The sequence below is a fragment of the Leclercia sp. W6 genome (assembly GCF_003336345.1).
Lineage (GTDB): Bacteria > Pseudomonadota > Gammaproteobacteria > Enterobacterales > Enterobacteriaceae > Enterobacter.
On the sequence record NZ_CP031104.1, the window covers coordinates 3292935 to 3315536 of the forward strand.

Annotated in this window: 20 protein-coding genes; 16 read left to right on the forward strand and 4 right to left on the reverse strand. The window is 60.0% G+C overall.

All coding sequences use genetic code 11. The features are described 5' to 3' along the window. Positions 1–16 precede the first annotated feature (16 nt). The 5 genes from phnL to phnP are packed head-to-tail and all read left to right on the forward strand — an operon-like array spanning position 17 to position 3573. Entirely contained in the window at positions 17–697 is a 681-nt protein-coding gene (gene phnL / locus DVA43_RS16070; RefSeq protein WP_114316125.1) for a phosphonate C-P lyase system protein PhnL, read from the forward strand. Beyond that, complete coding sequence (gene phnM, locus DVA43_RS16075) at positions 694–1830, forward strand: alpha-D-ribose 1-methylphosphonate 5-triphosphate diphosphatase (RefSeq protein WP_114316126.1); 1137 nt, start codon at positions 694–696, stop codon at positions 1828–1830. Before phnL ends, phnM begins: the two co-directional genes overlap by 4 nt. Next, positions 1827–2384, forward strand: coding sequence for a ribose 1,5-bisphosphokinase (phnN, locus tag DVA43_RS16080; protein ID WP_114316127.1), 558 nt, complete (start codon positions 1827–1829; stop codon positions 2382–2384). Before phnM ends, phnN begins: the two co-directional genes overlap by 4 nt. After that, entirely contained in the window at positions 2371–2805 is a 435-nt protein-coding gene (gene phnO, locus DVA43_RS16085; RefSeq protein WP_114316128.1) for an aminoalkylphosphonate N-acetyltransferase, read from the forward strand. The genes phnN and phnO overlap by 14 nt, the downstream gene beginning before the upstream one ends. Before the next feature lie 9 nt (positions 2806–2814). Beyond that, positions 2815–3573 (forward strand): phosphonate metabolism protein PhnP, encoded by a 759-nt coding sequence (gene phnP, locus DVA43_RS16090; protein ID WP_114316129.1) that lies wholly within the window; start codon positions 2815–2817, stop codon positions 3571–3573. Between the two features lie 82 nt (positions 3574–3655). Here the strand turns inward: phnP and yjdP are convergent, their stop codons facing one another. Both yjdP and DVA43_RS16100 read right to left on the reverse strand, forming a co-directional pair. Then, positions 3656–3979, reverse strand: a complete 324-nt coding sequence (gene yjdP, locus DVA43_RS16095; protein WP_114316130.1) for a DDRRRQL repeat protein YjdP — start codon at positions 3977–3979, stop codon at positions 3656–3658. Positions 3980–4048: 69 nt separating this feature from the next. Beyond that, complete coding sequence (locus tag DVA43_RS16100; RefSeq protein WP_114316131.1) at positions 4049–6331, reverse strand: hybrid sensor histidine kinase/response regulator; 2283 nt, start codon at positions 6329–6331, stop codon at positions 4049–4051. A 130-nt stretch (positions 6332–6461) separates the two neighbouring features. On the opposite strand from DVA43_RS16100, the gene DVA43_RS16105 reads away from it, so the two are divergent. The 6 genes from DVA43_RS16105 to DVA43_RS16130 are packed head-to-tail and all read left to right on the forward strand — an operon-like array spanning position 6462 to position 12569. After that, on the forward strand, positions 6462–7982 hold the full coding sequence (locus DVA43_RS16105; RefSeq protein WP_114316132.1) for a sugar ABC transporter ATP-binding protein: 1521 nt from the start codon (positions 6462–6464) through the stop codon (positions 7980–7982). Continuing rightward, complete coding sequence (locus tag DVA43_RS16110) at positions 7979–8974, forward strand: ribose ABC transporter permease (protein ID WP_103177892.1); 996 nt, start codon at positions 7979–7981, stop codon at positions 8972–8974. Before DVA43_RS16105 ends, DVA43_RS16110 begins: the two co-directional genes overlap by 4 nt. 32 nt (positions 8975–9006) lie before the next feature. Beyond that, positions 9007–9948 (forward strand): ABC transporter substrate-binding protein, encoded by a 942-nt coding sequence (locus tag DVA43_RS16115; protein WP_103177891.1) that lies wholly within the window; start codon positions 9007–9009, stop codon positions 9946–9948. Between the two features lie 54 nt (positions 9949–10002). Continuing rightward, entirely contained in the window at positions 10003–10689 is a 687-nt protein-coding gene (locus DVA43_RS16120; RefSeq protein WP_103825422.1) for a D-lyxose/D-mannose family sugar isomerase, read from the forward strand. A gap of 9 nt (positions 10690–10698) precedes the next feature. Beyond that, positions 10699–11559 (forward strand): ketose 1,6-bisphosphate aldolase, encoded by an 861-nt coding sequence (locus DVA43_RS16125; RefSeq protein ID WP_114316133.1) that lies wholly within the window; start codon positions 10699–10701, stop codon positions 11557–11559. Continuing rightward, positions 11556–12569 carry a carbohydrate kinase family protein gene (locus tag DVA43_RS16130; RefSeq protein ID WP_114316134.1) on the forward strand — a complete coding sequence of 338 codons (1014 nt, stop codon included), beginning with the start codon at positions 11556–11558 and terminating at the stop codon, positions 12567–12569. The genes DVA43_RS16125 and DVA43_RS16130 overlap by 4 nt, the downstream gene beginning before the upstream one ends. Here the strand turns inward: DVA43_RS16130 and DVA43_RS16135 are convergent. Continuing rightward, on the reverse strand, positions 12566–13300 hold the full coding sequence (locus tag DVA43_RS16135) for a response regulator (protein WP_114316135.1): 735 nt from the start codon (positions 13298–13300) through the stop codon (positions 12566–12568). The two genes, DVA43_RS16130 and DVA43_RS16135, sit on opposite strands and share 4 nt — an antisense overlap. Positions 13301–13566: 266 nt before the next feature. Here DVA43_RS16135 and fdhF point away from each other — a divergent pair, with 266 nt between their 5' ends. Together fdhF and DVA43_RS16145 are read left to right on the forward strand one after the other, a co-directional pair. After that, the gene (gene fdhF / locus DVA43_RS16140; RefSeq protein WP_114316136.1) at positions 13567–15714 is read left to right on the forward strand and encodes a formate dehydrogenase subunit alpha; all 2148 of its coding nucleotides are present in this window, start codon (positions 13567–13569) and stop codon (positions 15712–15714) included. Positions 15715–15908: 194 nt separating this feature from the next. Next, entirely contained in the window at positions 15909–16583 is a 675-nt protein-coding gene (locus DVA43_RS16145) for a tetratricopeptide repeat protein (protein WP_114316137.1), read from the forward strand. A gap of 76 nt (positions 16584–16659) precedes the next feature. Here DVA43_RS16145 and gltP read toward each other — a convergent pair whose 3' ends face one another. After that, positions 16660–17973 (reverse strand): glutamate/aspartate:proton symporter GltP, encoded by a 1314-nt coding sequence (gene gltP, locus DVA43_RS16150; protein WP_103825416.1) that lies wholly within the window; start codon positions 17971–17973, stop codon positions 16660–16662. Between the two features lie 420 nt (positions 17974–18393). Between gltP and acs the strand changes: the two genes are divergently transcribed. From acs to actP, 3 genes are all read left to right on the forward strand, one after another. Further along, positions 18394–20352, forward strand: a complete 1959-nt coding sequence (gene acs, locus DVA43_RS16155) for an acetate--CoA ligase (RefSeq protein ID WP_114316138.1) — start codon at positions 18394–18396, stop codon at positions 20350–20352. Between the two features lie 132 nt (positions 20353–20484). Further along, entirely contained in the window at positions 20485–20799 is a 315-nt protein-coding gene (locus DVA43_RS16160; RefSeq protein WP_103825415.1) for a DUF485 domain-containing protein, read from the forward strand. Beyond that, on the forward strand, positions 20796–22445 hold the full coding sequence (gene actP, locus DVA43_RS16165) for a cation/acetate symporter ActP (protein ID WP_103177880.1): 1650 nt from the start codon (positions 20796–20798) through the stop codon (positions 22443–22445). The genes DVA43_RS16160 and actP overlap by 4 nt, the downstream gene beginning before the upstream one ends. The last annotated feature ends 157 nt before the right edge of the window (positions 22446–22602 follow it).

Genomic DNA, 22602 nt, shown 5'->3' on the forward strand with positions numbered 1-22602 from the left:
ACGCCACGAGGCCAAGATGATCCACGTACAAAACGTAAGTAAGACCTTTGTGCTCCACCAGCAAAACGGCGTGCACCTGCCGGTGCTGCAGAATGCCTCTCTGAAAGTGAACAGCGGCGAATGCGTGGTGTTGCACGGCCACTCCGGCAGCGGCAAATCGACCCTGCTGCGCTCGCTGTATGCCAACTACCTGCCGGACGAAGGCCATATCCATGTGCGCCACGGCGACGAATGGGTCGATCTGGTGCAGGCCCCGGCGCGTAAGGTGCGGGATGTCAGGCGCACCACCATTGGCTGGGTCAGCCAGTTTTTACGGGTGATCCCGCGCGTTCCGGCGCTGGAGGTGGTGATGCAGCCGCTGCTGGATCTCGGCGTGCCGCGGGACACCTGCGCCGCCAAAGCCGCCAGCCTGCTGACGCGCCTCAACGTGCCGGAGCGCCTGTGGCATCTCGCCCCCTCCACCTTCTCCGGCGGCGAGCAGCAGCGGGTCAACATCGCCCGCGGCTTTATCGTCGATTATCCGATTTTACTGCTCGATGAACCGACCGCCTCGCTGGATGCGAAAAACAGCGCGGCGGTCATTGAACTGATCGAAGAGGCCAAAGCGCGCGGCGCGGCGATCGTCGGGATCTTCCACGACGACGCGGTGCGGGATCGCGTGGCGGATCGTCTGCACCCGATGGGGATCACCGCATGATCGTCAATAACGTAAAACTGGTGCTGGAAAACGAGGTCGTTGACGGCTCCATCGATATTCAGGACGGCATCATTCGCGCCTTTGCCGAAACCCAAAGCCGCCTGCCGGAAGCGATGGACGGTGAAGGCGGCTGGCTGCTGCCGGGGCTGATTGAGCTGCACACCGACAACATGGATAAGTTCTTCACCCCGCGGCCCAAAGTGGACTGGCCCGCCCATTCGGCGATGAGCAGTCACGACGGGATGATGGTCGCCAGCGGCATCACCACGGTGCTGGATGCGGTGGCGATTGGCGACGTGCGCGACGGCGGCGATCGTCTTGAGAATCTGGAGAAGATGATCAACGCCGTGGAGGAGACGCAGAAGCGCGGCCTTAACCGCGCCGAGCACCGCCTGCACCTGCGCTGCGAGCTGCCTCATCACACCACCCTGCCGCTGTTTGAGAAGCTGGTGGACCGTGAGCCGGTGACCCTGGTGTCGCTGATGGACCACTCGCCAGGCCAGCGCCAGTTCGCTAACATCGAAAAGTATCGCGAATATTATCAGGGTAAATATGCCCTCAACGACGCGCAGATGGCGCGCTACGAAGAGGAGCAGCTGGCGCTTGCCGCCCGCTGGTCGCAGCCCAACCGCCAGGCCATCGCCGCCCTCTGCCGGGCGCGCAATATCGCCCTCGCCAGCCATGATGACGCAACCGCGGAGCACGTGCTTGAATCCCGGCAGCTTGGCAGCGTGATCGCCGAATTTCCTACCACGTTAGAGGCCGCAGAGGCCTCCCGCCAGCACGGCATGAACGTGCTGATGGGAGCCCCGAACATCGTGCGCGGCGGCTCGCACTCCGGCAACGTAGCGGCAAGCCAGCTCGCTTCGCTCGGCCTGCTGGATATCCTCTCCTCCGATTACTACCCCGCCAGCCTGCTGGATGCGGCGTTCCGGGTGGCGGACGACGAGGAGAATCGTTTTACCCTGCCGCAGGCGATCCGCCTGGTGACGAAGAACCCGGCGCAGGCGCTCAACCTGCACGATCGCGGGGTGATTGGCGAAGGCAAGCGGGCGGACCTGGTGCTGGCGCACCGTAAAGGCGAGCATATTCATATCGACCACGTCTGGCGTCAGGGAAAAAGGGTGTTCTGATGGGAAGAGTGATCTGGTTAATGGGGCCTTCCGGCTCCGGAAAAGACAGCCTGCTGGCGGCGTTGCGCGAGCAGCCCCATCCACAACTGCTGGTGGCGCACCGCTACATCACGCGCACCGCTACTGCCGGGAGCGAAAACCACATCGCCCTCAGCGAGCCGGAGTTTTTTACCCGCGCCGGGCAGCATCTGTTTGCCCTGAGCTGGCACGCTAACGGCTATTATTATGGGGTGGGCCTGGAGATCGATCTCTGGCTGCACGCCGGATTTGACGTGGTGGTGAATGGTTCGCGCGCCCATCTGCCCCAGGCGCAGGCGCGCTATGCCGGGGCGTTGCTGCCCATCTGCCTGCAGGTGTCGCCGGAGATCCTACGTAGCCGACTGCAGGCGCGTGGGCGGGAGAGCGCTAAAGAGATCGACCAGCGGCTGGCGCGCGCCGCCCGTTACACGCCGTCCGATTGCCCGATCCTTAACAATGACGGCAGTTTGCATCAGTCTGTCGACAACTTCCTTTCACTCATTAGCCAGAAGGAGAGAAACCATGCCCGAGTGTGAGTTGCGCCCCGCCACCGCAGAGGACGTTGACGCGGTCTATGGCCTGATCTGTGAGTTAAAACAGGCGGAGCTTGACCGTTCAGCGTTCCATGCGGGGTTCGCGGCCAATCTGCAGGATCACAATATGCGTTACCAGCTGGCCGAACAGGATGGACACATCATCGGGATGATCGGCCTGCACATGCAGTTTCACCTGCATCACGCCAACTGGATCGGCGAGATCCAGGAGCTGGTGGTGATGCCGCAGGCGCGCGGTCTGAAGGTCGGCAGCCAGCTGCTGGCCTGGGCGGAAGAAGAGGCCCGCCACGCCGGGGCGGAGATGACCGAGCTCTCCACCAGCGTCAAGCGTCTCGATGCGCACCGCTTTTATCTTCGTGAAGGGTATACCCAGAGCCACTTCCGCTTCACCAAACCTCTGTAAGGAGGCGTCATGAGTCTGACCATTACGTTAACGGGAACCGGTGGCGCCCAGCTGGTGCCCGCTTTTGGCTGCGACTGTCCGGCCTGCCGCCGGGCGCGTTTGCAGGAAGATTATCGCCGTCGCCCCTGTAGCGCGGTGGTCAAATTCAATGATGCAGTGACGCTGCTGGATGCCGGGATCCCGCATCTGATGGACGACTGGCCTGCGGGCAGTTTTCAGCAGATTTTACTCACCCATTACCATATGGATCATGTCCAGGGGCTGTTTCCGCTTCGCTGGGGAGTGGGGGCGACCATCCCGGTCTACGGCCCGCCAGATGAAGCCGGGTGCGACGATCTCTTTAAACATCCCGGCCTTCTCGACTTTAGCCATACTCTCGAGCCGTTTGTGGTCTTTGAACTCCAGGGGCTACGGGTGACGCCGCTGCCGCTCAACCATTCGAAGCTGACTTTTGGCTATCTGCTGGAGAGCGCCCACAGCCGCGTGGCCTGGCTCTCCGATACCGCCGGGCTGCCGGAGAAAACGGTGAAGTTTCTGCTCAACAACCAGCCGCAGGCGATCGTGATTGACTGTAGCCATGCGCCGCAGGATGAGACGCCGCGCAACCATTGCGATCTGAATACGGTTATCGCCCTGAACCAAGTGATTGGCTGCCCGCAGGTGATCCTGACCCATATCAGCCATGAGTTTGACGTGTGGATGATGGACAACCCGCTCCCTGTAGGGTTTGAGGCGGGATATGACGGGATGGTGCTGGCGCTGGACTGAGGCATTGCCGGGTGGCGGCTTCGCCTTACCCGGCCTGGGAAACCGTAGGCCTGTGCAAGCGACGCGCCGCCGGGCATTGGCATTACCGCCGATCGTAATCCTCTTCCAGCCTGCGCTCGTCATCTTCTAAACGACGTCGATCCTCATCCAGCTGGCGCTGACGTTCATCCAGACGACGACGGCGATCGTCCAGCTGGCGCTGTTGCTCTTCATACTGTCGGTTATCGCTGCTGCGACGCCGATCGTAACGGTCATCGTCATCGTTACTGCGGTCGCTGTTGGGGTTGTAGGCGTCGTTAATGGCCTGCTGAATATTGCCGATGGTGTCGTCAACAATATCAGCGTGAGCCAGATGGCTGGTTAAAGAGAGCAAACCCAATAACAGGGCGGTAGAGTATTGTTTCATAAAGCCAGTCTCGCAGGTGAGCTGGCTTTACGGTAATAAACAGCGGGTGGAGCGAGTAGCGGAGGAATCTCAAATTCGGGCCACTTTCCCCAGCGCCTGCGCCAGCTGCGCACGGGTAAAAGGCTTGCGCAGCAGCTCCACATCCGGCAGCTGTGGATTATGTGCCGGGCGCAGATCCTGGCCGCTCATCAATAGCACGGGGAGATGCGGGAACTGCTGGCGGACCTGCTGGATCACCTCCGCGCCGCTCAGGGTGCCGGGAAGCATTAAGTCGCTGATAAACATCTCGATATCCGGCGATGCGCTCAGCATTTGCAGCGCCTGCTCGCCGGTTTCCGCCTCCAGCGTCAGGTAGCCCAGCTGGTGCAGTTGTTCGCACAGGGTCTGGCGGACATCGCTCTGGTCGTCCAGCACCAGTACCAGCCGGTCGCTTCGTACCGCTGCGGCGGCCGCCAGCGTCTCTGGCTGGGGAAGTGCCTGCTGAGTGGCGCGGGGCAGATGCAGCCGCACGGTGGTGCCCTGTCCGGGCGCACTTTCGATCTCCACCCGCCCGCCGGACTGGCGCACAAAGCCGTAGACCATCGACAGCCCCAGCCCGCTGCCGCTGCCGGTCTGCTTGGTGGTGAAGAAGGGTTCGAAGACCCGGGATTTAATGGCCTGCGACATCCCGCAGCCGTGGTCGATCACCTCCAGCGCCACCATATCCTGCCTGCGTCCGTCGCTGCGGATGACGCGCTGGTTCCAGGTGCGGATTTTTATCACTCCACTTTGCCCTTCCATCGCATCCCGGGCATTCATCACCAGGTTGATAATGGCGTTTTCCAGCTGGCCAACGTCAATCCACGCCGGCCAGGCCGGGGTCTGCGCTTCGATCTCCAGCGAAAGGGTGGCGGGCAGGGAGTGGCGCATCAGCTCGGCCAGGTTTTCCAGCAGGGGTTTCATCTCCACCGCGTGCGGGTTCAGGGACTGCTTGCGGGAGAAGGCCAGCAGGCGCTGGGTTAATAGCGCCCCGCGCTCGGCGGCCTTCAGCGCGCGGCTGATGCGCGGCGCATCCGGCGAATGGGGGTCGGCCAGCTCCAGGCTGCCGATGATCACCGCCAGCAGGTTATTGAAATCATGCGCCAGCCCACCCGTCAGCTGACCCACCGCCTTCATCTTCTGACTGTGGAGCAGCGCCTCCTCCAGCCCCTGACGTTCAATGCGATCCACCTCCATCTGGGAGGTTTTCTCTTTCAGCAGCCGGGTGGTGTGCTCCAGCGAGGCGGTATTGCGGGCAAAGACGTTAAATGCCCGCGCCAGCTCGCCCAGCTCATCCCGCCGTTGCAGCGCAGGCACCGAGACATCCTGTTCCCCGTGGGCCAGCCGCGACATCGCCCGGGAGATGGCGGTCAGGTTGGTGCCCAGGTTGCGGTAGATGTACCAGCAGGCAAAGGCGGTAATAATCAGCGCCAGCACGGCGGAAAGGGTAATAAAGACACTGATGGAGCGTAGCTCCTGATGGCTCTGGGCGGTACGCAGCTGGGATGCCTGGGCCACCTGCTCCACATACTGATTGATATCGCTGTTAAGGATCGCCACCAGCGCTTTGATGTGAAACATATACCAGCTGATCGACAGATCGCTCTCTTCCAGCTGCCGGGAGAGCGGGCCGAGCTTGTTCAGCTCGGCGTTAAAATCGGGCAGCACAAAGCCCACCACCGGCTGAGTGGCCCCAGGGGGCAGCATCGCCGTCACCGTATCAAGCTGCTGGATGGTCGCCCGCGGCGAAGGAGTTTCGATGGCGGCGACGATCAGCCGGTCCATCTCGCTGAGGAGGCGGGCATCGGGCACGTTACTGGCGAAGCGGCGGTTGATCTCCTGGAGATGGCGGAGATAGCTCTGGCTCTGGTAGAGCGCGCTGAGCAGGGCATTACGCTCCAGGTGGCGCCGTTGCCCGCGTTCCAGCATCCCGGTCACGCTTTGTTGCAGCTCTTTGCTGCGCCGGATGATCCGCGCCACCAGCGCTGGCTCCTGCTGCGCCAGGGGAGCATCGGCAAGCTGCGCCAGTGAATGGCCCAGCGCCGTCTGGGTCTGCTTTAGCCGGCTGGCTTCGTCTTTATATTCCAGCGCCCCCACCACCTGCGACAAACGTACCGCCGCCGTCGCCACGTTGGCGGTTTCCCGCGACAAATTCATGCTGCCGGTCATGTCGTCCAGCGTCTGGCGCTGCACCTGCTCCTGGATATGGCTGGCGTGGCGAAAGCCCAGCACCGCCACGCCGCTGACCATTAACGTCACCGCCACCACCAGCAGATTGAAGATCAGCAGGCGGCCACGGGCGCTGGCGAAAAAGGGAGGACGGCGTGAAGGCATGTTGGCTCCGTGGCGTAACTGTGATCCACATTAACTATTCATAACTATGACAAATATGAACGACTTCTGACATTTTGCATTTACCGGGCTGTGATGAAGTGCGGATATCGAACGTCACAGGAGATCCGCCATGAGCAGGACCCCGGTTTTAGAGATGCGCAACATTGCCAAAACCTTTGGCAGCTTTCACGCGCTGAAGGGTGTGGATCTGACGGTCTTCCCCGGTGAGATCCACGCGCTAATGGGTGAAAACGGCGCCGGAAAAAGTACGCTGATGAAAATTCTCGCCGGGGCTTACATCGCCACCAGCGGCGAGATCCTGATCGACGGCAAGCCGTTTCACATCAAAGGCCCGAAAGATGCCCTGGCGGCGGGCATCACCCTAATTTATCAGGAGATGCAGCTGGCACCAAACCTGACCGTGGCCGAAAACATCTTCCTCGGCAGCGAGCTGTCGCGCGGCGGGCTGGTGCAGCGTAAAGAGATGGCGGCCCAGGCCCAGGCGGTAATTGACCGGCTCGGCGCCCAGTTTAAGGCCACCGATCTGGTGATGAAGCTGACCATCGCCGAACAGCAGCAGGTGGAGATTGCCCGCGCGCTGCACCGCAACAGCCGCATTCTGGTGATGGATGAACCCACCGCCGCCCTCTCCTCTCGCGAAACCCATCGTCTGTTTGAACTGATTTTGCGCCTGCGCGATGAAGGGATGGCGATCATCTACATCAGCCACCGCATGGCGGAGGTGTATGAGCTGTCGGATCGCGTCAGCGTACTGCGTGACGGCCAGTATGTCGGCAGCCTGACCCGCGACAAGCTCAACGCTGCTGAACTGGTGCGGATGATGGTCGGTCGTCCGTTGAGCGATCTGTTCAATAAAGAGCGCGATATCCCTCTCGGCAGCCCGCGCCTGAATGTCCACCATCTGACCGACGGTGGCAAAGTGCAGCCCTGTAGCCTGCTGGTGCGCTCCGGCGAAATCGTCGGGCTCGCCGGGCTGGTGGGAGCCGGGCGCTCGGAGCTGGCCCAGCTGATTTTTGGCGTGCGCAAGGCCACCGGCGGCATGATTGAGGTAGATGGCGAGCCGGTGGTCATCCACTCCCCGCGTGCCGCCATTGAGCATGGCATCGGTTTTTTAACCGAGAACCGCAAGGAGCAGGGGCTGTTCCTTGAGCTGGCGGCGCAGGAGAACATCACCATGGCGACGCTGGAGCGCGACGCCACCTTCGGCATGCTGAACCGCAAAAAAGCGCAGTCGATCTCCGATGACGCCATCGCCCTGCTCAACATTCGCGTGCCGCATTCGCAGGTGCGGGCGGGCGGCCTCTCCGGCGGCAATCAGCAGAAGCTGCTCATCTCCCGCTGGGTGGCGATTGGCCCGCGCATTCTGATCCTCGACGAGCCGACCCGCGGCGTGGATGTCGGCGCCAAAAGCGAGATCTACCGGATCATGAACCAGATGGCGCGTAAAGGGGTGGCGATCCTGATGATCTCCAGCGAACTGCCGGAAGTGGTGGGCATGAGCGATCGCGTCTATGTGATGCGCGAAGGGAGCATCGCTGGCGAACTCCATCGGGCCGATATCACCCAAGAAAACATTATGACGCTGGCAACCGGCGTTAACGACTCTCATCACCAGGCGGTAAAATCATGAGCCAACAAAATAGTCCGCAACAGGTGGCCAAAGCGGCCTCCGCCAAAAAAATGCTGATGGGCGATCTGATGCAAACCATCGGGATCCTGCCGATATTGATCCTGATTGTCGCCGTCTTTGGCTTTATCGCCCCTAACTTCTTTACCGAAAGCAACCTGCTGAACATCACCCGTCAGGCCTCCATCAATATCGTGCTGGCGGCGGGGATGACCTTCATCATTCTGACCGGCGGCATCGACCTCTCGGTGGGCTCGATTCTGGGCACCACCGCGGTGGCGGCGATGGTGGTGTCGCTGATGCCGGAGCTCTCCATGCTCTCGGTCCCGGCGGCCCTGATGCTCGGGCTGGTGCTGGGCACCATCAACGGGGCGCTGGTGGCCTTTGCCGGATTGCCCCCCTTTATCGTCACGCTCGGCACCTACACGGCGCTGCGCGGGGCGGCCTATCTGCTGGCGGACGGCACCACGGTGATTAACTCCAGCATCAGCTTTGAGTGGATCGGCAATAACTACCTCGGGCCGGTGCCATGGCTGGTGGTGATCGCCCTCGCGGTCATCGTCATCTGCTGGTTCATCCTGCGTCGCACCACCCTCGGGGTACACATTTATGCGGTGGGCGGCAACATGCAGGCGGCGCGCTTAACGGGCATCAAGGTCTGGATGGTACTGCTGTTTGTCTACGGCATGAGCGGCCTGCTCTCGGGTCTGGGCGGGGTGATGAGCGCCTCGCGACTCTACAGCGCCAACGGCAACCTCGGCACCGGCTATGAGCTGGACGCGATTGCGGCGGTGATCCTCGGCGGCACCAGCTTTGTCGGCGGCATCGGCACCATCACCGGCACGCTGGTGGGGGCGCTGATTATCGCCACCCTTAACAATGGCATGACGCTGATGGGCGTCTCCTACTTCTGGCAACTGGTGATCAAAGGGGCGGTGATCATCATTGCGGTACTGATCGACAAATACCGTACCCGACACCATCAAAGTGCATAACAACAATACCCTACATAACGAGGACGAAAAATATGCGTTTAAAACCTCTTGTTACCGCGCTCTGTGCTGGCGCACTGCTTGCAGCAACCCCGTTTGTCCAGGCCAAAGAGCTGAAGTCCATCGGCGTGACGGTGGGCGATCTGGCGAACCCGTTCTTTGTGCAGATCACCAAAGGGGCGGAGCTGGAAGCACGCAAACTGGCGGGAGATAACGTGAAAGTGACGCTGGTCTCCAGCGGTTACGATCTCGGCCAGCAGGTGTCGCAGATTGATAACTTCATCGCCGCTAAGGTCGATATGATCATTCTTAACGCCGCAGACTCGAAGGGGATCGGCCCGGCGGTGAAGCGCGCGAAAGATGCCGGGATCGTGGTGGTGGCGGTTGACGTGGCGGCAGAAGGCGCCGATGCGACCATCACCTCCAACAACACCCAGGCGGGCGAGATGGCCTGTAAGTTGATTACCGACCGTCTGAAAGGCAAAGGCAACGTGGTGATCATCAACGGACCACCGGTCTCTGCGGTACAGAACCGCGTGGAAGGGTGCCAGACCGAATTTAAAAAACATCCGGATATCAAGGTGCTCTCGGATAACCAGAACGCCAAGGGCAGTCGTGAAGGCGGGCTGGAGGTGATGACCTCGCTGCTGGCCGCCAATCCGAAGATTGACGGCGTGTTCGCCATCAACGATCCGACGGCGATCGGGGCCGATCTGGCGGCGAAACAGGCGCAACGTAACGAGTTCTTTATCGTTGGCGTGGATGGTTCCCCGGATGCGGAAGAGGCGCTGAAGCGCGAAAACTCCCTCTTTATCGCCACCCCGGCGCAGGACCCGCAGGTGATGGCGGCGAAAGCGGTAGAGATTGGCTATGGCATTCTGCAGGGCAAACCGGCGCCGAAAGAGCCGGTGCTGATCCCGGTGACGATGATCGATAAAAACAACGTCGGCACCTATAAGGGCTGGACGGTTAAGTGAGATCGGTGCAGAGCCTCTTTATCAGGGGCTCTGCATATCACGTAAGGAGTTACCATGAAACGCTCCGAAATTAACGAAATTCTCGGCCACACGCGGCAGTTTTTCTCCATGCACGATGTGCATTTGCCCCCCTTTGCCAGCTTTCCCCCTGCCCGCTGGCAGCAGCTCGACGCACAGGCCTGGCGCGAGGTGTTCGATCTTCGCCTCGGCTGGGACGTGACCGCCTTCGGCGGGGATAACTTCGCCGCCCAAGGGCTGACCCTTTTTACCCTGCGCAACGGCTCGCCCGGCGGCAAACCGTGGGCCAGATGCTATGCGGAAAAGATCATGCACGTGCGCGACGGCCAGGTCACGCCGCTGCATTTCCACTGGCGCAAACGCGAGGACATCATTAACCGCGGCGGCGGCAATCTGATTCTGGAGCTGTGGAACGCCGATGAAAATGAGCAGAAAGAGGATGGCGATATTACGGTCTCCATCGACGGGTGTCAGCAGACTCACGCGGCAGGCAGCCATATCCGTCTCGCCCCGGGAGAGAGCATCTGTCTGCCGCCCGGTTTGTACCACAGCTTCTGGGGTGAGGCGGGCTTTGGGGATGTGCTGGTCGGGGAGGTCTCCTCGGTAAATGATGACGATACCGACAACCACTTCCTGCACCCCACCGCCCGCTATAACAACATTGATGAAGACGAACCGGCCGTGCTGGTGCTGTGTAACGAGTACAGCCTGTTTCGTCTGTAAGGAGTGAACATGCCGCTTATCTCTCTCGCCGACGGGCTGGCGCACGCCCGGGAACAGCGTTACGCGCTGGGGGCGTTTAATGTCCTCGACTCTCACTTCCTGCGGGCGCTCTTTGCCGCGGCCCGCCAGGAGAGCTCGCCCTTTATCATCAACATTGCCGAAGTGCACTTTAAGTACGTGTCGCTCGATTCACTGGTGGAGGCGGTGAAATTTGAAGCCGCCCGGCATGACATCCCGGTGGTGCTGAATCTGGATCACGGTCTGCATTTCGAGGCGGTGGTGCGGGCGCTGCGTCTGGGCTTCAGCTCGGTGATGTTCGACGGCTCAACGCTGAGCTACGAGGAGAACATCCGCCAGACGCGGGAAGTGGTGAAGATGTGCCACGCGGTGGGCGTGTCGGTGGAGGCGGAGCTGGGCGCGGTGGGGGGCGATGAGGGCGGCGCCCTGTACGGTCATGCCGACGAAGCCTTTTTCACCGATCCGGCCCTTGCGCGGGCATTTGTCGACCAGACCGGCATTGATGCCCTGGCGGTGGCGATCGGCAATGCCCACGGCAAGTACAAGGGGGAGCCGAAGCTCGATTTTGCCCGTCTTGACGCCATCCGCCAGCAAACCGGCCTGCCGCTGGTGCTGCACGGTGGCTCCGGGATCGGTGACGCCGATTTTCGCCGCGCCATTGAGCTTGGGATCCACAAAATTAACTTCTATACCGGCATGTCCCAGGCGGCGCTGGGGGCCGTGGAGCAGCGCATGGCCAACCGGCAGCCGCTGTATGACGAGTTTGCTGAGCTGTTGCTGGGCATCGAAGAGGCGATTACCGACACCGTCGCCGCGCAGATGCGTATCTTCGGCAGCGCGGGGCAAGCATAATGGAACGCCGGGGCATTATCGCGGCGGGTAATATGCTGGTGGACCATGTCCACCAGATTGTGCAGTGGCCGGAGCGCGGCTGGCTGGCGGAGATCACCCATAGCGAGCGCGCCACCGGCGGCGCACCGCTCAACGTGCTGTTAACCGTGGCAAAAATGCATGCCGGGATCCCGCTGCAGGCGGTCGGGCTGGTGGGGGAGGATAACGACGGGGATTACATTCTCGCCATGCTCGACCAGTATCACGTCAACCGCCAGCGGGTACAGCGCACCACCTTTGCCCCCACCTCCATGTCGCAGGTAATGACCGACCCCAGCGGCCAGCGCACCTTTTTCCATTCACCGGGGGCGAACCGCCTGCTGGATCTGCCCGCCTTTGACCGGCTCGATTACAGCATGAAGATCTTCCATCTGGGCTATCTGCTGCTGCTCGACAGCCTGGATATGCCGGACGACGAATATGGCACCCGCAGCGCGCGGCTGCTGGCGCAGATGCGCGATCTGGGGTTTAAAACGTCCCTCGATCTGGTGTCGCGTAAGGGCGATCCGCGCTATCAGCCGCTGGTGCTCCCTGCCCTGCGCCATCTTGACTATCTGGTGATTAACGAGCTGGAGGCGGGCGAGTTCAGCGGCCTGCCGATGCGCGATGACCAGGATGCGCCGGTGATCGTTAATATTGCCGCGGCGGCGGCAGATCTGCTGGCGGCGGGGGTGAAGTCACGGGTAGTGATCCATTGCCCGGAGGGGGCGTGGGGTCAGGAGCCGGGCCAGGCGGGAAGCTGGATCCCCGCGTGGCGGCTTACGCAGGAAGAGATTGTCGGCAGCGTCGGGGCTGGCGATGCCTTCTGCGCCGGATTTTTGTATGGCTGCCACGAATCGCTGTCGCTGACCGAGAGTATTCAGATGGCGCACGCCTGCGCCCGCGCCAGCCTGCTGGCCGCCAACGCCATCGACGGGGCAAAAACGTTGCAGGAGCTGCAGCTGTTTATTGAGGAGAACCGCCTGGTCTAGGCCGCCCTGTCGCCATGCTGCACGTCGGCGGCAAAGACGTAGCCCAGCCCGCGGATGGTTTTAATCAGCAGTGGCTGATGGGGATTGATTTCGATTTTGCGTCGCAGGCGCATGATCAGCACGTCGATGGTGCGGTCAAACACCTCCGCGCTTTCGCTGTGGGTCAGCTCCAGCAGCTGTTCCCGGCTCAGCACCCGCCGGGCATTCTGGGTGAGCGCCAGCAGCAGACCGTATTCGCCCTGGGTCAGGGAGACCACGTTGCGCGCGGCGTCAATTAGCTCGCAGCGGGCGGTATCCAGCGTCCAGCCGTTAAAGCCGATCCCGCCTGCCCGCGGGACCGCTGCAGGCTCCGCCGCCAGCGCGCCGGTGCGACGGAGCACGGCCTTGACGCGCGCCACCACCACCCGGGGGTTAAAGGGTTTGCCGATATAATCGTCCGCCCCCATCTCCAGCCCCACCACCACATCCGACTCGCTGCCAAGACCCGTGAGCATAATGACCGGCAGCTCAGGACGCTGCTTTTGCAGCTGCTGTAATACCTGCAGGCCGTTGATATCCGGCAGCATCATATCGAGCAAAACCAGCGCAATATCCCGCATCTGGCAGGTCAGACGCAGCGCATCCTGCCCGTTGTGGCAGACATGGACGGTAAAGACGTGCTCGTTGAGAACGTCCTGCAACAGTTCGCAGACCGCGGTGTCGTCATCGACCACCAGAATTGCTGGTTTCATTACGGGATCCCATAGAGAAGATAAAGATCAGTCTGGCCCATTCTGTGCAAGGCTCCAGCCCAAACGCCTTTTCCATCACGAATCTTCAACCGCCGTCACATCCCCCGTCACTTCCGCCGTCGCAATTTTTGCCGCAGGCCTGTTTTTCGTCAGGGTATTGCCCAGGATTCACCCGTAAAGTCAGGGGAAAACCACAACAAGAATGCGGCTTAGAGGCGGCATACTCAATCGACATATCAGCATCATATGAAACTGGAGCGAGATCGATGAAAAACGTCATCACGGTTTGCCCCTATTGCGCATCAGGTTGCAAGATCAACCTGGTGGTCGATAACGGCACAATCGTCCGGGCGGAGGCGGCCAACGGCAAAACCAACCAGGGCACGCTGTGCCTGAAGGGCTACTTCGGCTGGGATTTTATTAACGATACCCAAATCCTCACCCCGCGGCTGAAAAGCCCGATGATCCGCAGAACGCGCGGCGACAAGCTGACGCCCGTTTCGTGGGAAGCGGCGCTGGATTACGTCGCCAGCCGCCTCACCGCCATCAAGGAAAAGCACGGCCCGGACGCGATCCAGACCACCGGCTCGTCACGCGGCACCGGGAATGAAACCAACTATCTGATGCAGAAGTTTGCGCGCGCCGTTATCGGCACCAATAACGTCGACTGCTGCGCCCGCGTCTGACACGGCCCCTCGGTTGCAGGTCTGCACCAGTCGGTCGGCAATGGCGCCATGAGCAATGCCATCAACGAGATTGATAACACTGCGTTAGTCTTTATTTTTGGCTATAACCCGGCGGATTCGCACCCGATTGTCGCCAACCATATTCTGCGCGCGAAACAGAACGGGGCAAAAATCATCGTCTGCGATCCGCGGCGCATCGAAACCGCCCGTATTGCCGATATGCATATCGCATTGCGAAACGGCTCGAACATCGCCCTGCTCAATGCCATCGGCCACGTGATTATTGCCGAGCAGCTCTACGATCGGGCCTTCGTTGCCAGCCGCACGGAGGGCTTTGATGAATACCGTAAAATCGTTGAACGCTATACGCCCGAGTCGGTGGAGACCATCACCGGCGTAAGTGCGGGGGAGATCCGTCAAGCGGCACGTCTGTATGCCGGGGCCAACACCGCTACCCTGCTGTGGGGAATGGGGGTGACCCAGTTCTGGCAGGGGGTGGAAACCGTGCGCGCGCTGACCAGCCTTGCCATGCTTACCGGCAATCTCGGCAAAGCCCACGTGGGGGTCAACCCGGTGCGCGGGCAGAATAACGTGCAGGGTGCCTGCGACATGGGGGCACTGCCGGATACCTATCCGGGCTACCAGTACGTTAAGTTTCCGGAAAACCGCGAGAAATTTGCCAAAGCCTGGGGCGTGGAGAGCCTGCCGGCGAACCCCGGCTACCGTATCAGCGAGCTGCCGCACCGCGCGGCCCACGGCGAGGTGCGGGCGGCGTACATCATGGGCGAAGACCCGCTGCAAACCGATGCTGAGCTCTCGGCGGTGCGTAAAGCTTTTGACGATCTGGAGCTGGTGATTGTCCAGGATATCTTTATGACCAAAACCGCGGCGGCGGCGGACGTGATCCTGCCCTCCACCTCCTGGGGCGAGCATGAAGGAGTCTATACCGCAGCCGATCGCGGCTTCCAGCGCTTCTTCAAAGCCGTGGAGCCGAAGTGGGACCTGAAAACCGACTGGCAGATTATCAGCGAGATTGCCACCCGGATGGGTTATCCGATGCACTACGACAACACCCAGCAAATCTGGGACGAGCTGCGCCAGCTCTGCCCGGCCTTTAAGGGGGGAACCTACGAGAAGATGGGCGAGCTGGGCTATATCCAGTGGCCCTGCCGGGACGAGTCGCCGGAAGATCGGGGCACCTCGTACCTGTTCGCCGAGAAATTCGATACCCCGAACGGGCTGGCGCAGTTCTTCACCTGCGACTGGATGGCGCCGATGGATACGCTATCGCCAGAATATCCGATGGTGCTCTCCACCGTGCGCGAAGTGGGTCACTACTCCTGCCGTTCCATGACCGGCAACTGTGCGGCGCTGTCGGCGCTGGCGGATGAGCCCGGCTATGTGCAAATCAACACCGGGGATGCCAAACAGCTGGGCATTGAGGATGACGCCCTGGTGTGGGTCACCTCCCGTAAAGGCCGGGTCATCACCCGGGCCCAGGTGAGCGATCGGCCAAACAAAGGGGCGGTATACATGACCTACCAGTGGTGGATTGGTGCCTGCAACGAGCTGGTAACGGAAAACCTGAGCCCGATAACCAAAACGCCGGAATATAAATATTGTGCCGTGCGCGTCGAGCCTATTGCCGATCAGGCCGCCGCCGAGCGCTATGTTATCGATGAATATAATGCGTTGAAAAAGCGTTTACGGGATACCGCGATGGGGTGATGTAATACTTGAAGTATGACGGGTATAAAGAGTGAACAACACGAAGTGGCGGCTAATTAGCCTGCGCAGCAGGCTAACTTCAGCGGGCGGGGAGACCCGCCCGGCTTGTAGGTAGTGGAGGTCTTAACGCACCCATTTTTTTCTTCACATCGCCCGCTTATACTGCCCGCTATCTACCCCTACGAAAATAACGCATGAAACCTCTTTATCTGTTGTTGATCCTTTTTACTTCTCTGGCGAGCGCCGAGGAGATTGGCGGCCAGTACCGGAAGCAGGCCGAGGCGGGCGACAGCCGGGCCCAGTACTATCTTGCCGAAACCTGGTACAGCTCGGGTGATGATAAGCAGGCCGAAATCTGGGCCGAAAAAGCAGCGAAAAACGGCGATATCGATGCCATGGCGCTGCTGTCCCAAATCAAGTTAAAGCACGGCGATTTAGCCCAGGCCAAAGGACTTGCGCAGCAGGCGACCGTCGCCGGGAGCTCACCGGGGGCCGTGATGCTGGCGCGGCTGCTGGTAAACACCCGGGCCGGGAAGACCGACTATCCGCAGGCGCTGAGCTTACTGCACAAGGTCGCTGAGAATACCGAAGACGACGCCGCCGTTGATGCCCAGCAGCTGCTGGGGCTGATCTACGCCAACGGCGTGGAAGTGGCGCAGGATGATGTGCAGGCCGCGCGGTGGTTTAAGCAGAGCTCCACCCTCTCGCGCACAGGCTATGCGGAGTACTGGGCGGGCCAGATCTTTAAGCAGGGCGAGGAAGGGTTTATCACCCCCAATAAACAGAAGGCGCTCTACTGGTTGAATCTGAGCTGTAGCGAAGGGTTTGATACCGGATGTGAGGAGTTTGATGCGTTAAGCGGGGAGTAAATGCCCGGCGGCACTACGTTTGCCGGGCCTACGGTGATGTAGGCCGGGTAAGCGAAGCGCCACCCGGCTTTTTACTTTACTGGTCAGCCGTCTTATCAAACCGCCCCAGCACCTCGCGCTCATAGGCCAGCGCTTTTTTACGGTCAAACTTGTGTTCCCACTTGGCAATCACCAGCACCGCCAGCGCGTTACCCACCACGTTCAGCGCGGTACGCGCCATGTCAAGGATACGGTCAACACCGGCGATAAATGCCAGTCCTTCCAATGGAATGCCCACGCTACCCAGGGTCGCCAGCAGCACCACAAACGACACGCCCGGCACACCGGCAATGCCTTTTGAAGTCACCATCAGCGTCAGCACCAGCACGATCTCCTGCCAAAGGGAGAGGTCAATGCCGTACAGCTGGGCAATAAAGATCGCGGCGATACTCTGGTACAGCGTGGAGCCATCAAGGTTAAAGGAGTAGCCGGTCGGCACCACGAAGCTGGTGATCGACGCCGGCGCGCCGTAAGCCTCCATCTTCTGGATGATGCGCGGCAGCACGCTTTCAGAACTGGCGGTAGAGTACGCCAGAATCAGCTCGTCTTTCAGAATGCGGATCAGGATCCAGATGCTCAGCCCGCACATACGCGCCACTAAACCCAGCACCACCAGCGCGAAGAAGATGATGGCGAAATGGACCAGCAGTACCAGCTTCGCCAGCGGCCACAGGGAAGCAAAACCGAAGTTCGCCACCGTCACGGAGATCAGCGCAAACACCCCTACCGGCGCATAACGCATCACCATGTGGGTCACTTTAAACATGGTTTCAGAGATGGAGCGGAACACGGTCACCAGCGGCTCGCGGTGGGCAGAGGGCAGCGACGCCAGCCCCAGACCAAACAGCACCGAGAAGAAAATGATTGGCAGCATTTCGCCCTTCGCCATCGACGCCACGATATTGGTCGGCACCAGCGACAGGATCGTCCCCATCAGGCCATGGGAGTGGCTCTGCACATCGGCGGTTGTGCTCTGGTATTTCGAAATATCCACCGTCGCCAACTGCGACATATCAATACCCGCGCCCGGCTGGAACACATTCGCCAGCGTGATGCCGAGAACGATGGCCACCGTAGTGATCACTTCGAAATAAAGGATAGTTTTCGCGCCGATGCGGCCCAGTTGCTTCGCGTCACCCACCCCGGCAATCCCCACCACCAGCGTCGAGATAACAATCGGCACCACAATCATCTTGATCAGATGAATAAAGATATCGCCAGCAGGCGACAGTAAATTGGCGATCAGCCATTCGCGGCTGTCACTGTGATAATGCAGATAACTACCCAGCAAGATACCCAGCACAAGGGCCAGCAAAATTTGCCAGGCCAGGCTGACTTTCAAATTTTTCATAACAAGAGACTTCCTCAACGAAGTGTTCGTATTCGTAAAACGAAGGGGACGACACATACTGAAAGGGTATGAATTGTGTTGCGTTCATTTATGGGGTTTTTTAACGCGCGGTATCAGTACCATTTGCACGGCATGCTGCGCAAGCCTTTAAGAACGAGGCATTTGACTGACAAAAGAGGTGGTTACGCTAATTTGTATCGATGATGATAAATAACCTTTTGTAATGAAAACGCTTTTTTATCCATAAAAGCAAATAATCCTCAAGAGCAATTATTTTCCTTCAAAGTGTCATTTGCGCGTTTTTTGTTCTCTTTAACATTTGCGTGATCTGTCGCCCAAATAGTAAACAAAGCTGCCAAAGCCCCTACAATTAACGTTTTTGCGACATATTATTAACATCCTACAAGGAGAATAAAAGCCATGAGCCAAGTCCATAAACACGACATTCCCGCAAATATTGCGGACCGCTGCCTGATTAACCCTGAGCAGTACCAGGAGAAGTATCAACACTCCATCACCAACCCTGACGCTTTCTGGGGCGAACAGGGCAAAATCCTTGACTGGATCACGCCCTATCAGACGGTCAAGAACACTTCTTTTGCCCCAGGTAACGTCTCTATTAAATGGTATGAAGACGGTACGCTGAACCTGGCCGCCAACTGTCTGGATCGCCACCTCACCGAGCGCGGTGACCAGACGGCGATCATCTGGGAGGGCGACGACGCCACCCAGAGCAAAAATATCACCTACCGCGAACTGCACCGCGATGTCTGCCGCTTTGCTAACGTGCTGCTGGCGCAGGGCATCAAGAAAGGCGACGTGGTTGCCATCTATATGCCGATGGTGCCGGAAGCGGCCGTGGCGATGTTGGCCTGCGCCCGCATCGGCGCCGTGCACTCCGTTATCTTTGGCGGCTTCTCGCCGGAAGCGGTGGCCGGGCGCATTATCGACTCCAGCTCCAAACTGGTGATCACCGCCGACGAAGGCGTGCGTGCTGGCCGTGCCGTTCCGCTGAAAAAGAACGTCGATGACGCGCTGAAAAACCCTAATGTAAACAGCGTCAACAGCGTGATTGTGCTCAAGCGCACCGGCAACGCCATTGAATGGCATGAGGGGCGCGACCTCTGGTGGAGCGACCTGATTGAGCAGGCCAGCGACCAGCACCAGCCGGAAGCGATGAACGCGGAAGATCCGCTGTTTATCCTCTATACCTCCGGCTCAACCGGCAAGCCGAAGGGCGTCCTGCACACCACCGGCGGCTATCTGGTCTATGCGGCCACCACCTTTAAGTATGTCTTTGATTATCATCAGGGTGATATCTACTGGTGCACCGCCGATGTGGGCTGGGTGACGGGCCACAGCTACCTGCTGTACGGCCCGCTGGCCTGCGGCGCCACCACCCTGATGTTTGAAGGGGTGCCAAACTGGCCGACCCCGGCGCGCATGAGCCAGGTGGTGGACAAACACCAGGTCAATATTCTCTACACCGCCCCGACCGCGATCCGCGCCCTGATGGCGGAAGGCGATAAGGCGATTGAAGGCACCGACCGCTCCTCCCTGCGTATCCTCGGTTCCGTGGGTGAGCCGATCAACCCGGAAGCCTGGGAGTGGTACTGGAAGAAGATCGGCAACGAGAAGTGTCCGGTGGTTGACACCTGGTGGCAGACCGAAACCGGCGGGTTCATGATCACCCCGCTGCCGGGCGCCACCCAGCTGAAAGCCGGTTCCGCGACCCGTCCGTTCTTTGGCGTTCAGCCTGCGCTGGTGGACAACGAAGGCACGCCGCTGGAAGGGGCCACTGAGGGCAACCTGGTCATCACCGACTCCTGGCCGGGTCAGGCGCGCACCCTGTTTGGCGATCACGATCGCTTCGAGCAGACCTACTTCTCCACCTTCAAAAATATGTACTTCAGCGGCGACGGCGCGCGTCGTGATGAAGATGGCTACTACTGGATCACCGGCCGCGTGGACGACGTGCTGAACGTCTCCGGCCACCGTCTGGGGACCGCCGAGATCGAATCTGCCCTCGTGTCGCATCCGAAAATCGCCGAAGCGGCGGTGGTCGGTATTCCACACAACATCAAAGGCCAGGCGATCTATGCCTACGTCACCTTAAACCACGGCGAAGAGCCGTCACCTGAGCTCTATACCGAAGTGCGTAACTGGGTGCGGAAAGAGATTGGCCCGCTTGCCACCCCGGACGTGCTGCACTGGACCGACTCGCTGCCGAAAACCCGCTCCGGCAAAATCATGCGCCGTATTCTGCGCAAGATTGCGGCGGGGGATACCAGCAATTTAGGCGACACCTCTACGCTCGCCGATCCTGGCGTGGTGGACAAACTGCTCGAAGAGAAGCAGGCCATCGCAATGCCATCGTAATACCCTCACCTTAGCCCTCTCCCTTAAAGGGAGAGGGGAATATAAAAACCACCCCAAAGGATTTCGCGTTGCAGGTACGTGACTGCTCAGGCTGCGTGAAAACCGAAGGGGGATACCTCTGGAGATTCTGTGATGAATGACAATATTTGTCAGCAGATAGAGAACAGTGCGCACTACAGGGAACTGGTGGATAAACGGCAACGGTTTGCCTTCATTCTCTCTATTATCATGCTGATCATCTACGTGGGCTTTATCCTGCTGATCGCCTTTGCGCCGCACTGGCTGGGCACGCCGCTGCATGCGGGCACCAGCGTCACGCGCGGCATTCCTATCGGCATCGGTGTGATTGTCGTTTCGTTTGTGCTGACTGGCGTCTACGTCTGGCGCGCTAACGGTGAGTTCGACCGTCTGAACAAAGCGGTTCTGCGCGAGGTAAAAGCATCATGAAGAGAGTCCTGACGGCGCTTGCCGCCGCCCTCCCCCTCGCGGCAAATGCCGCCGATGCCATTGGCGGCGCGGTTGAACGCCAGCCGACCAACTGGCAGGCGATTGTGATGTTCCTGATCTTCGTGGTGCTGACGCTGTACATCACCTACTGGGCGTCGAAACGCGTACGCTCCCGTAACGATTACTACACCGCGGGCGGCAACATTACCGGTTTTCAGAACGGGCTGGCCATCGCCGGTGACTTTATGTCGGCGGCCTCCTTCCTCGGCATCTCCGCGCTGGTCTATACCTCCGGCTACGACGGGCTGATCTACTCTCTGGGCTTCCTCGTCGGCTGGCCGATTATTCTGTTCCTGATCGCCGAACGCCTGCGTAACCTGGGACGTTATACCTTTGCCGACGTGGCATCTTATCGCCTGAAACAGGGGCCGATTCGTACCCTTTCCGCCTGCGGCTCGCTGGTGGTGGTGGCCCTCTACCTGATCGCCCAGATGGTGGGAGCCGGCAAGCTGATCCAGCTGCTGTTCGGCCTGAACTACCATGTCGCGGTGGTGCTGGTGGGTGTGCTGATGGTGATGTATGTCCTGTTTGGCGGCATGCTCGCCACCACCTGGGTGCAGATCATCAAAGCCGTGCTGCTGCTGTTCGGCGCCAGCTTTATGGCCTTTATGGTCATGAAGCATGTCGGCTTCAGCTTTAATAACCTCTTTACCGAAGCGATGGCGGTACACCCGAAAGGGGAAGCGATCATGAGCCCCGGCGGGCTGGTGAAAGATCCGATCTCGGCGCTGTCGTTAGGGCTGGGCCTGATGTTTGGTACCGCGGGCCTGCCGCATATTCTGATGCGTTTCTTTACGGTGTCAGATGCGCGCGAAGCGCGTAAAAGCGTCTTCTACGCCACCGGCTTTATGGGTTATTTCTACATCCTGACCTTTATCATCGGCTTCGGCGCCATCATGCTGGTGGGTGCAAATCCGGCCTTCAAGGATGCGGCGGGCGCGCTGATTGGCGGCAACAACATGGCGGCAGTCCATCTGGCTGACGCGGTGGGCGGCAACCTGTTCCTCGGCTTTATCTCCGCCGTGGCCTTCGCCACGATTCTGGCGGTGGTGGCTGGCCTGACCCTGGCGGGTGCTTCTGCGGTCTCCCACGACCTCTATGCCAACGTCTGGCGTAAAGGCGCCTCTGAACGCGACGAACTGAAGGTCTCCAAAATCACCGTTCTGGTCCTGGGGGTCGTCGCCATTCTGCTGGGGATCCTGTTCGAGAATCAGAACATCGCCTTTATGGTGGGGCTGGCCTTCTCCATTGCGGCAAGCTGCAACTTCCCGATCATTCTGCTCTCTATGTACTGGTCGAAGCTGACCACCCGCGGAGCGATGATTGGCGGCTGGCTCGGCCTGCTGACGGCGGTGATCCTGATGATCCTCGGCCCGACCATCTGGGTGCAGATCCTCGGTCACGAAAGCGCCATCTTCCCGTATGAGTACCCGGCGCTCTTCTCCATTGCCGTGGCCTTTATCGGCATCTGGGTCTTCTCGGCAACCGATAACTCGCCGGAAGGCAACCTGGAACGCGAGAAGTTCCGCGCCCAGTTTATCCGCTCCCAAACCGGCCTGGGTGTCGAACAGGGCCGCGCGCACTAAAATCCCCTCCCCGGCCGCTGGTCGGGGATCACATTTTTTTCCCCTTCTGGTGACGTTTATCACGTCGCCAGAACAGAAAAATCCGATGCGGATCACAGGCTTTATCTGCAATCCGCAACCTCCATCACACTTTTCCCGATTCCACGCCGATCCCCCG

Bases quoted from the DNA above. Each gene is read 5' to 3' on its own strand.
- DVA43_RS16105 (WP_114316132.1), top strand. From the start codon at position 6,462: ATGAGCAGGACCCCGGTTTTAGAGATGCGCAACATTGCCAAAACCTTT.
- gltP (WP_103825416.1), bottom strand. From the start codon at position 17,973: ATGAAAAATTTGAAAGTCAGCCTGGCCTGGCAAATTTTGCTGGCCCTT.
- actP (WP_103177880.1), top strand. From the start codon at position 20,796: ATGAAGAGAGTCCTGACGGCGCTTGCCGCCGCCCTCCCCCTCGCGGCA.
- DVA43_RS16160 (WP_103825415.1), top strand. From the start codon at position 20,485: ATGAATGACAATATTTGTCAGCAGATAGAGAACAGTGCGCACTACAGG.
- DVA43_RS16135 (WP_114316135.1), bottom strand. From the start codon at position 13,300: ATGAAACCAGCAATTCTGGTGGTCGATGACGACACCGCGGTCTGCGAA.
- DVA43_RS16115 (WP_103177891.1), top strand. From the start codon at position 9,007: ATGCGTTTAAAACCTCTTGTTACCGCGCTCTGTGCTGGCGCACTGCTT.
- phnM (WP_114316126.1), top strand. From the start codon at position 694: ATGATCGTCAATAACGTAAAACTGGTGCTGGAAAACGAGGTCGTTGAC.
- phnO (WP_114316128.1), top strand. From the start codon at position 2,371: ATGCCCGAGTGTGAGTTGCGCCCCGCCACCGCAGAGGACGTTGACGCG.
- acs (WP_114316138.1), top strand. From the start codon at position 18,394: ATGAGCCAAGTCCATAAACACGACATTCCCGCAAATATTGCGGACCGC.
- DVA43_RS16125 (WP_114316133.1), top strand. From the start codon at position 10,699: ATGCCGCTTATCTCTCTCGCCGACGGGCTGGCGCACGCCCGGGAACAG.
- yjdP (WP_114316130.1), bottom strand. From the start codon at position 3,979: ATGAAACAATACTCTACCGCCCTGTTATTGGGTTTGCTCTCTTTAACC.
- DVA43_RS16110 (WP_103177892.1), top strand. From the start codon at position 7,979: ATGAGCCAACAAAATAGTCCGCAACAGGTGGCCAAAGCGGCCTCCGCC.
- phnL (WP_114316125.1), top strand. From the start codon at position 17: ATGATCCACGTACAAAACGTAAGTAAGACCTTTGTGCTCCACCAGCAA.
- phnP (WP_114316129.1), top strand. From the start codon at position 2,815: ATGAGTCTGACCATTACGTTAACGGGAACCGGTGGCGCCCAGCTGGTG.
- DVA43_RS16100 (WP_114316131.1), bottom strand. From the start codon at position 6,331: ATGCCTTCACGCCGTCCTCCCTTTTTCGCCAGCGCCCGTGGCCGCCTG.
- DVA43_RS16145 (WP_114316137.1), top strand. From the start codon at position 15,909: ATGAAACCTCTTTATCTGTTGTTGATCCTTTTTACTTCTCTGGCGAGC.
- DVA43_RS16120 (WP_103825422.1), top strand. From the start codon at position 10,003: ATGAAACGCTCCGAAATTAACGAAATTCTCGGCCACACGCGGCAGTTT.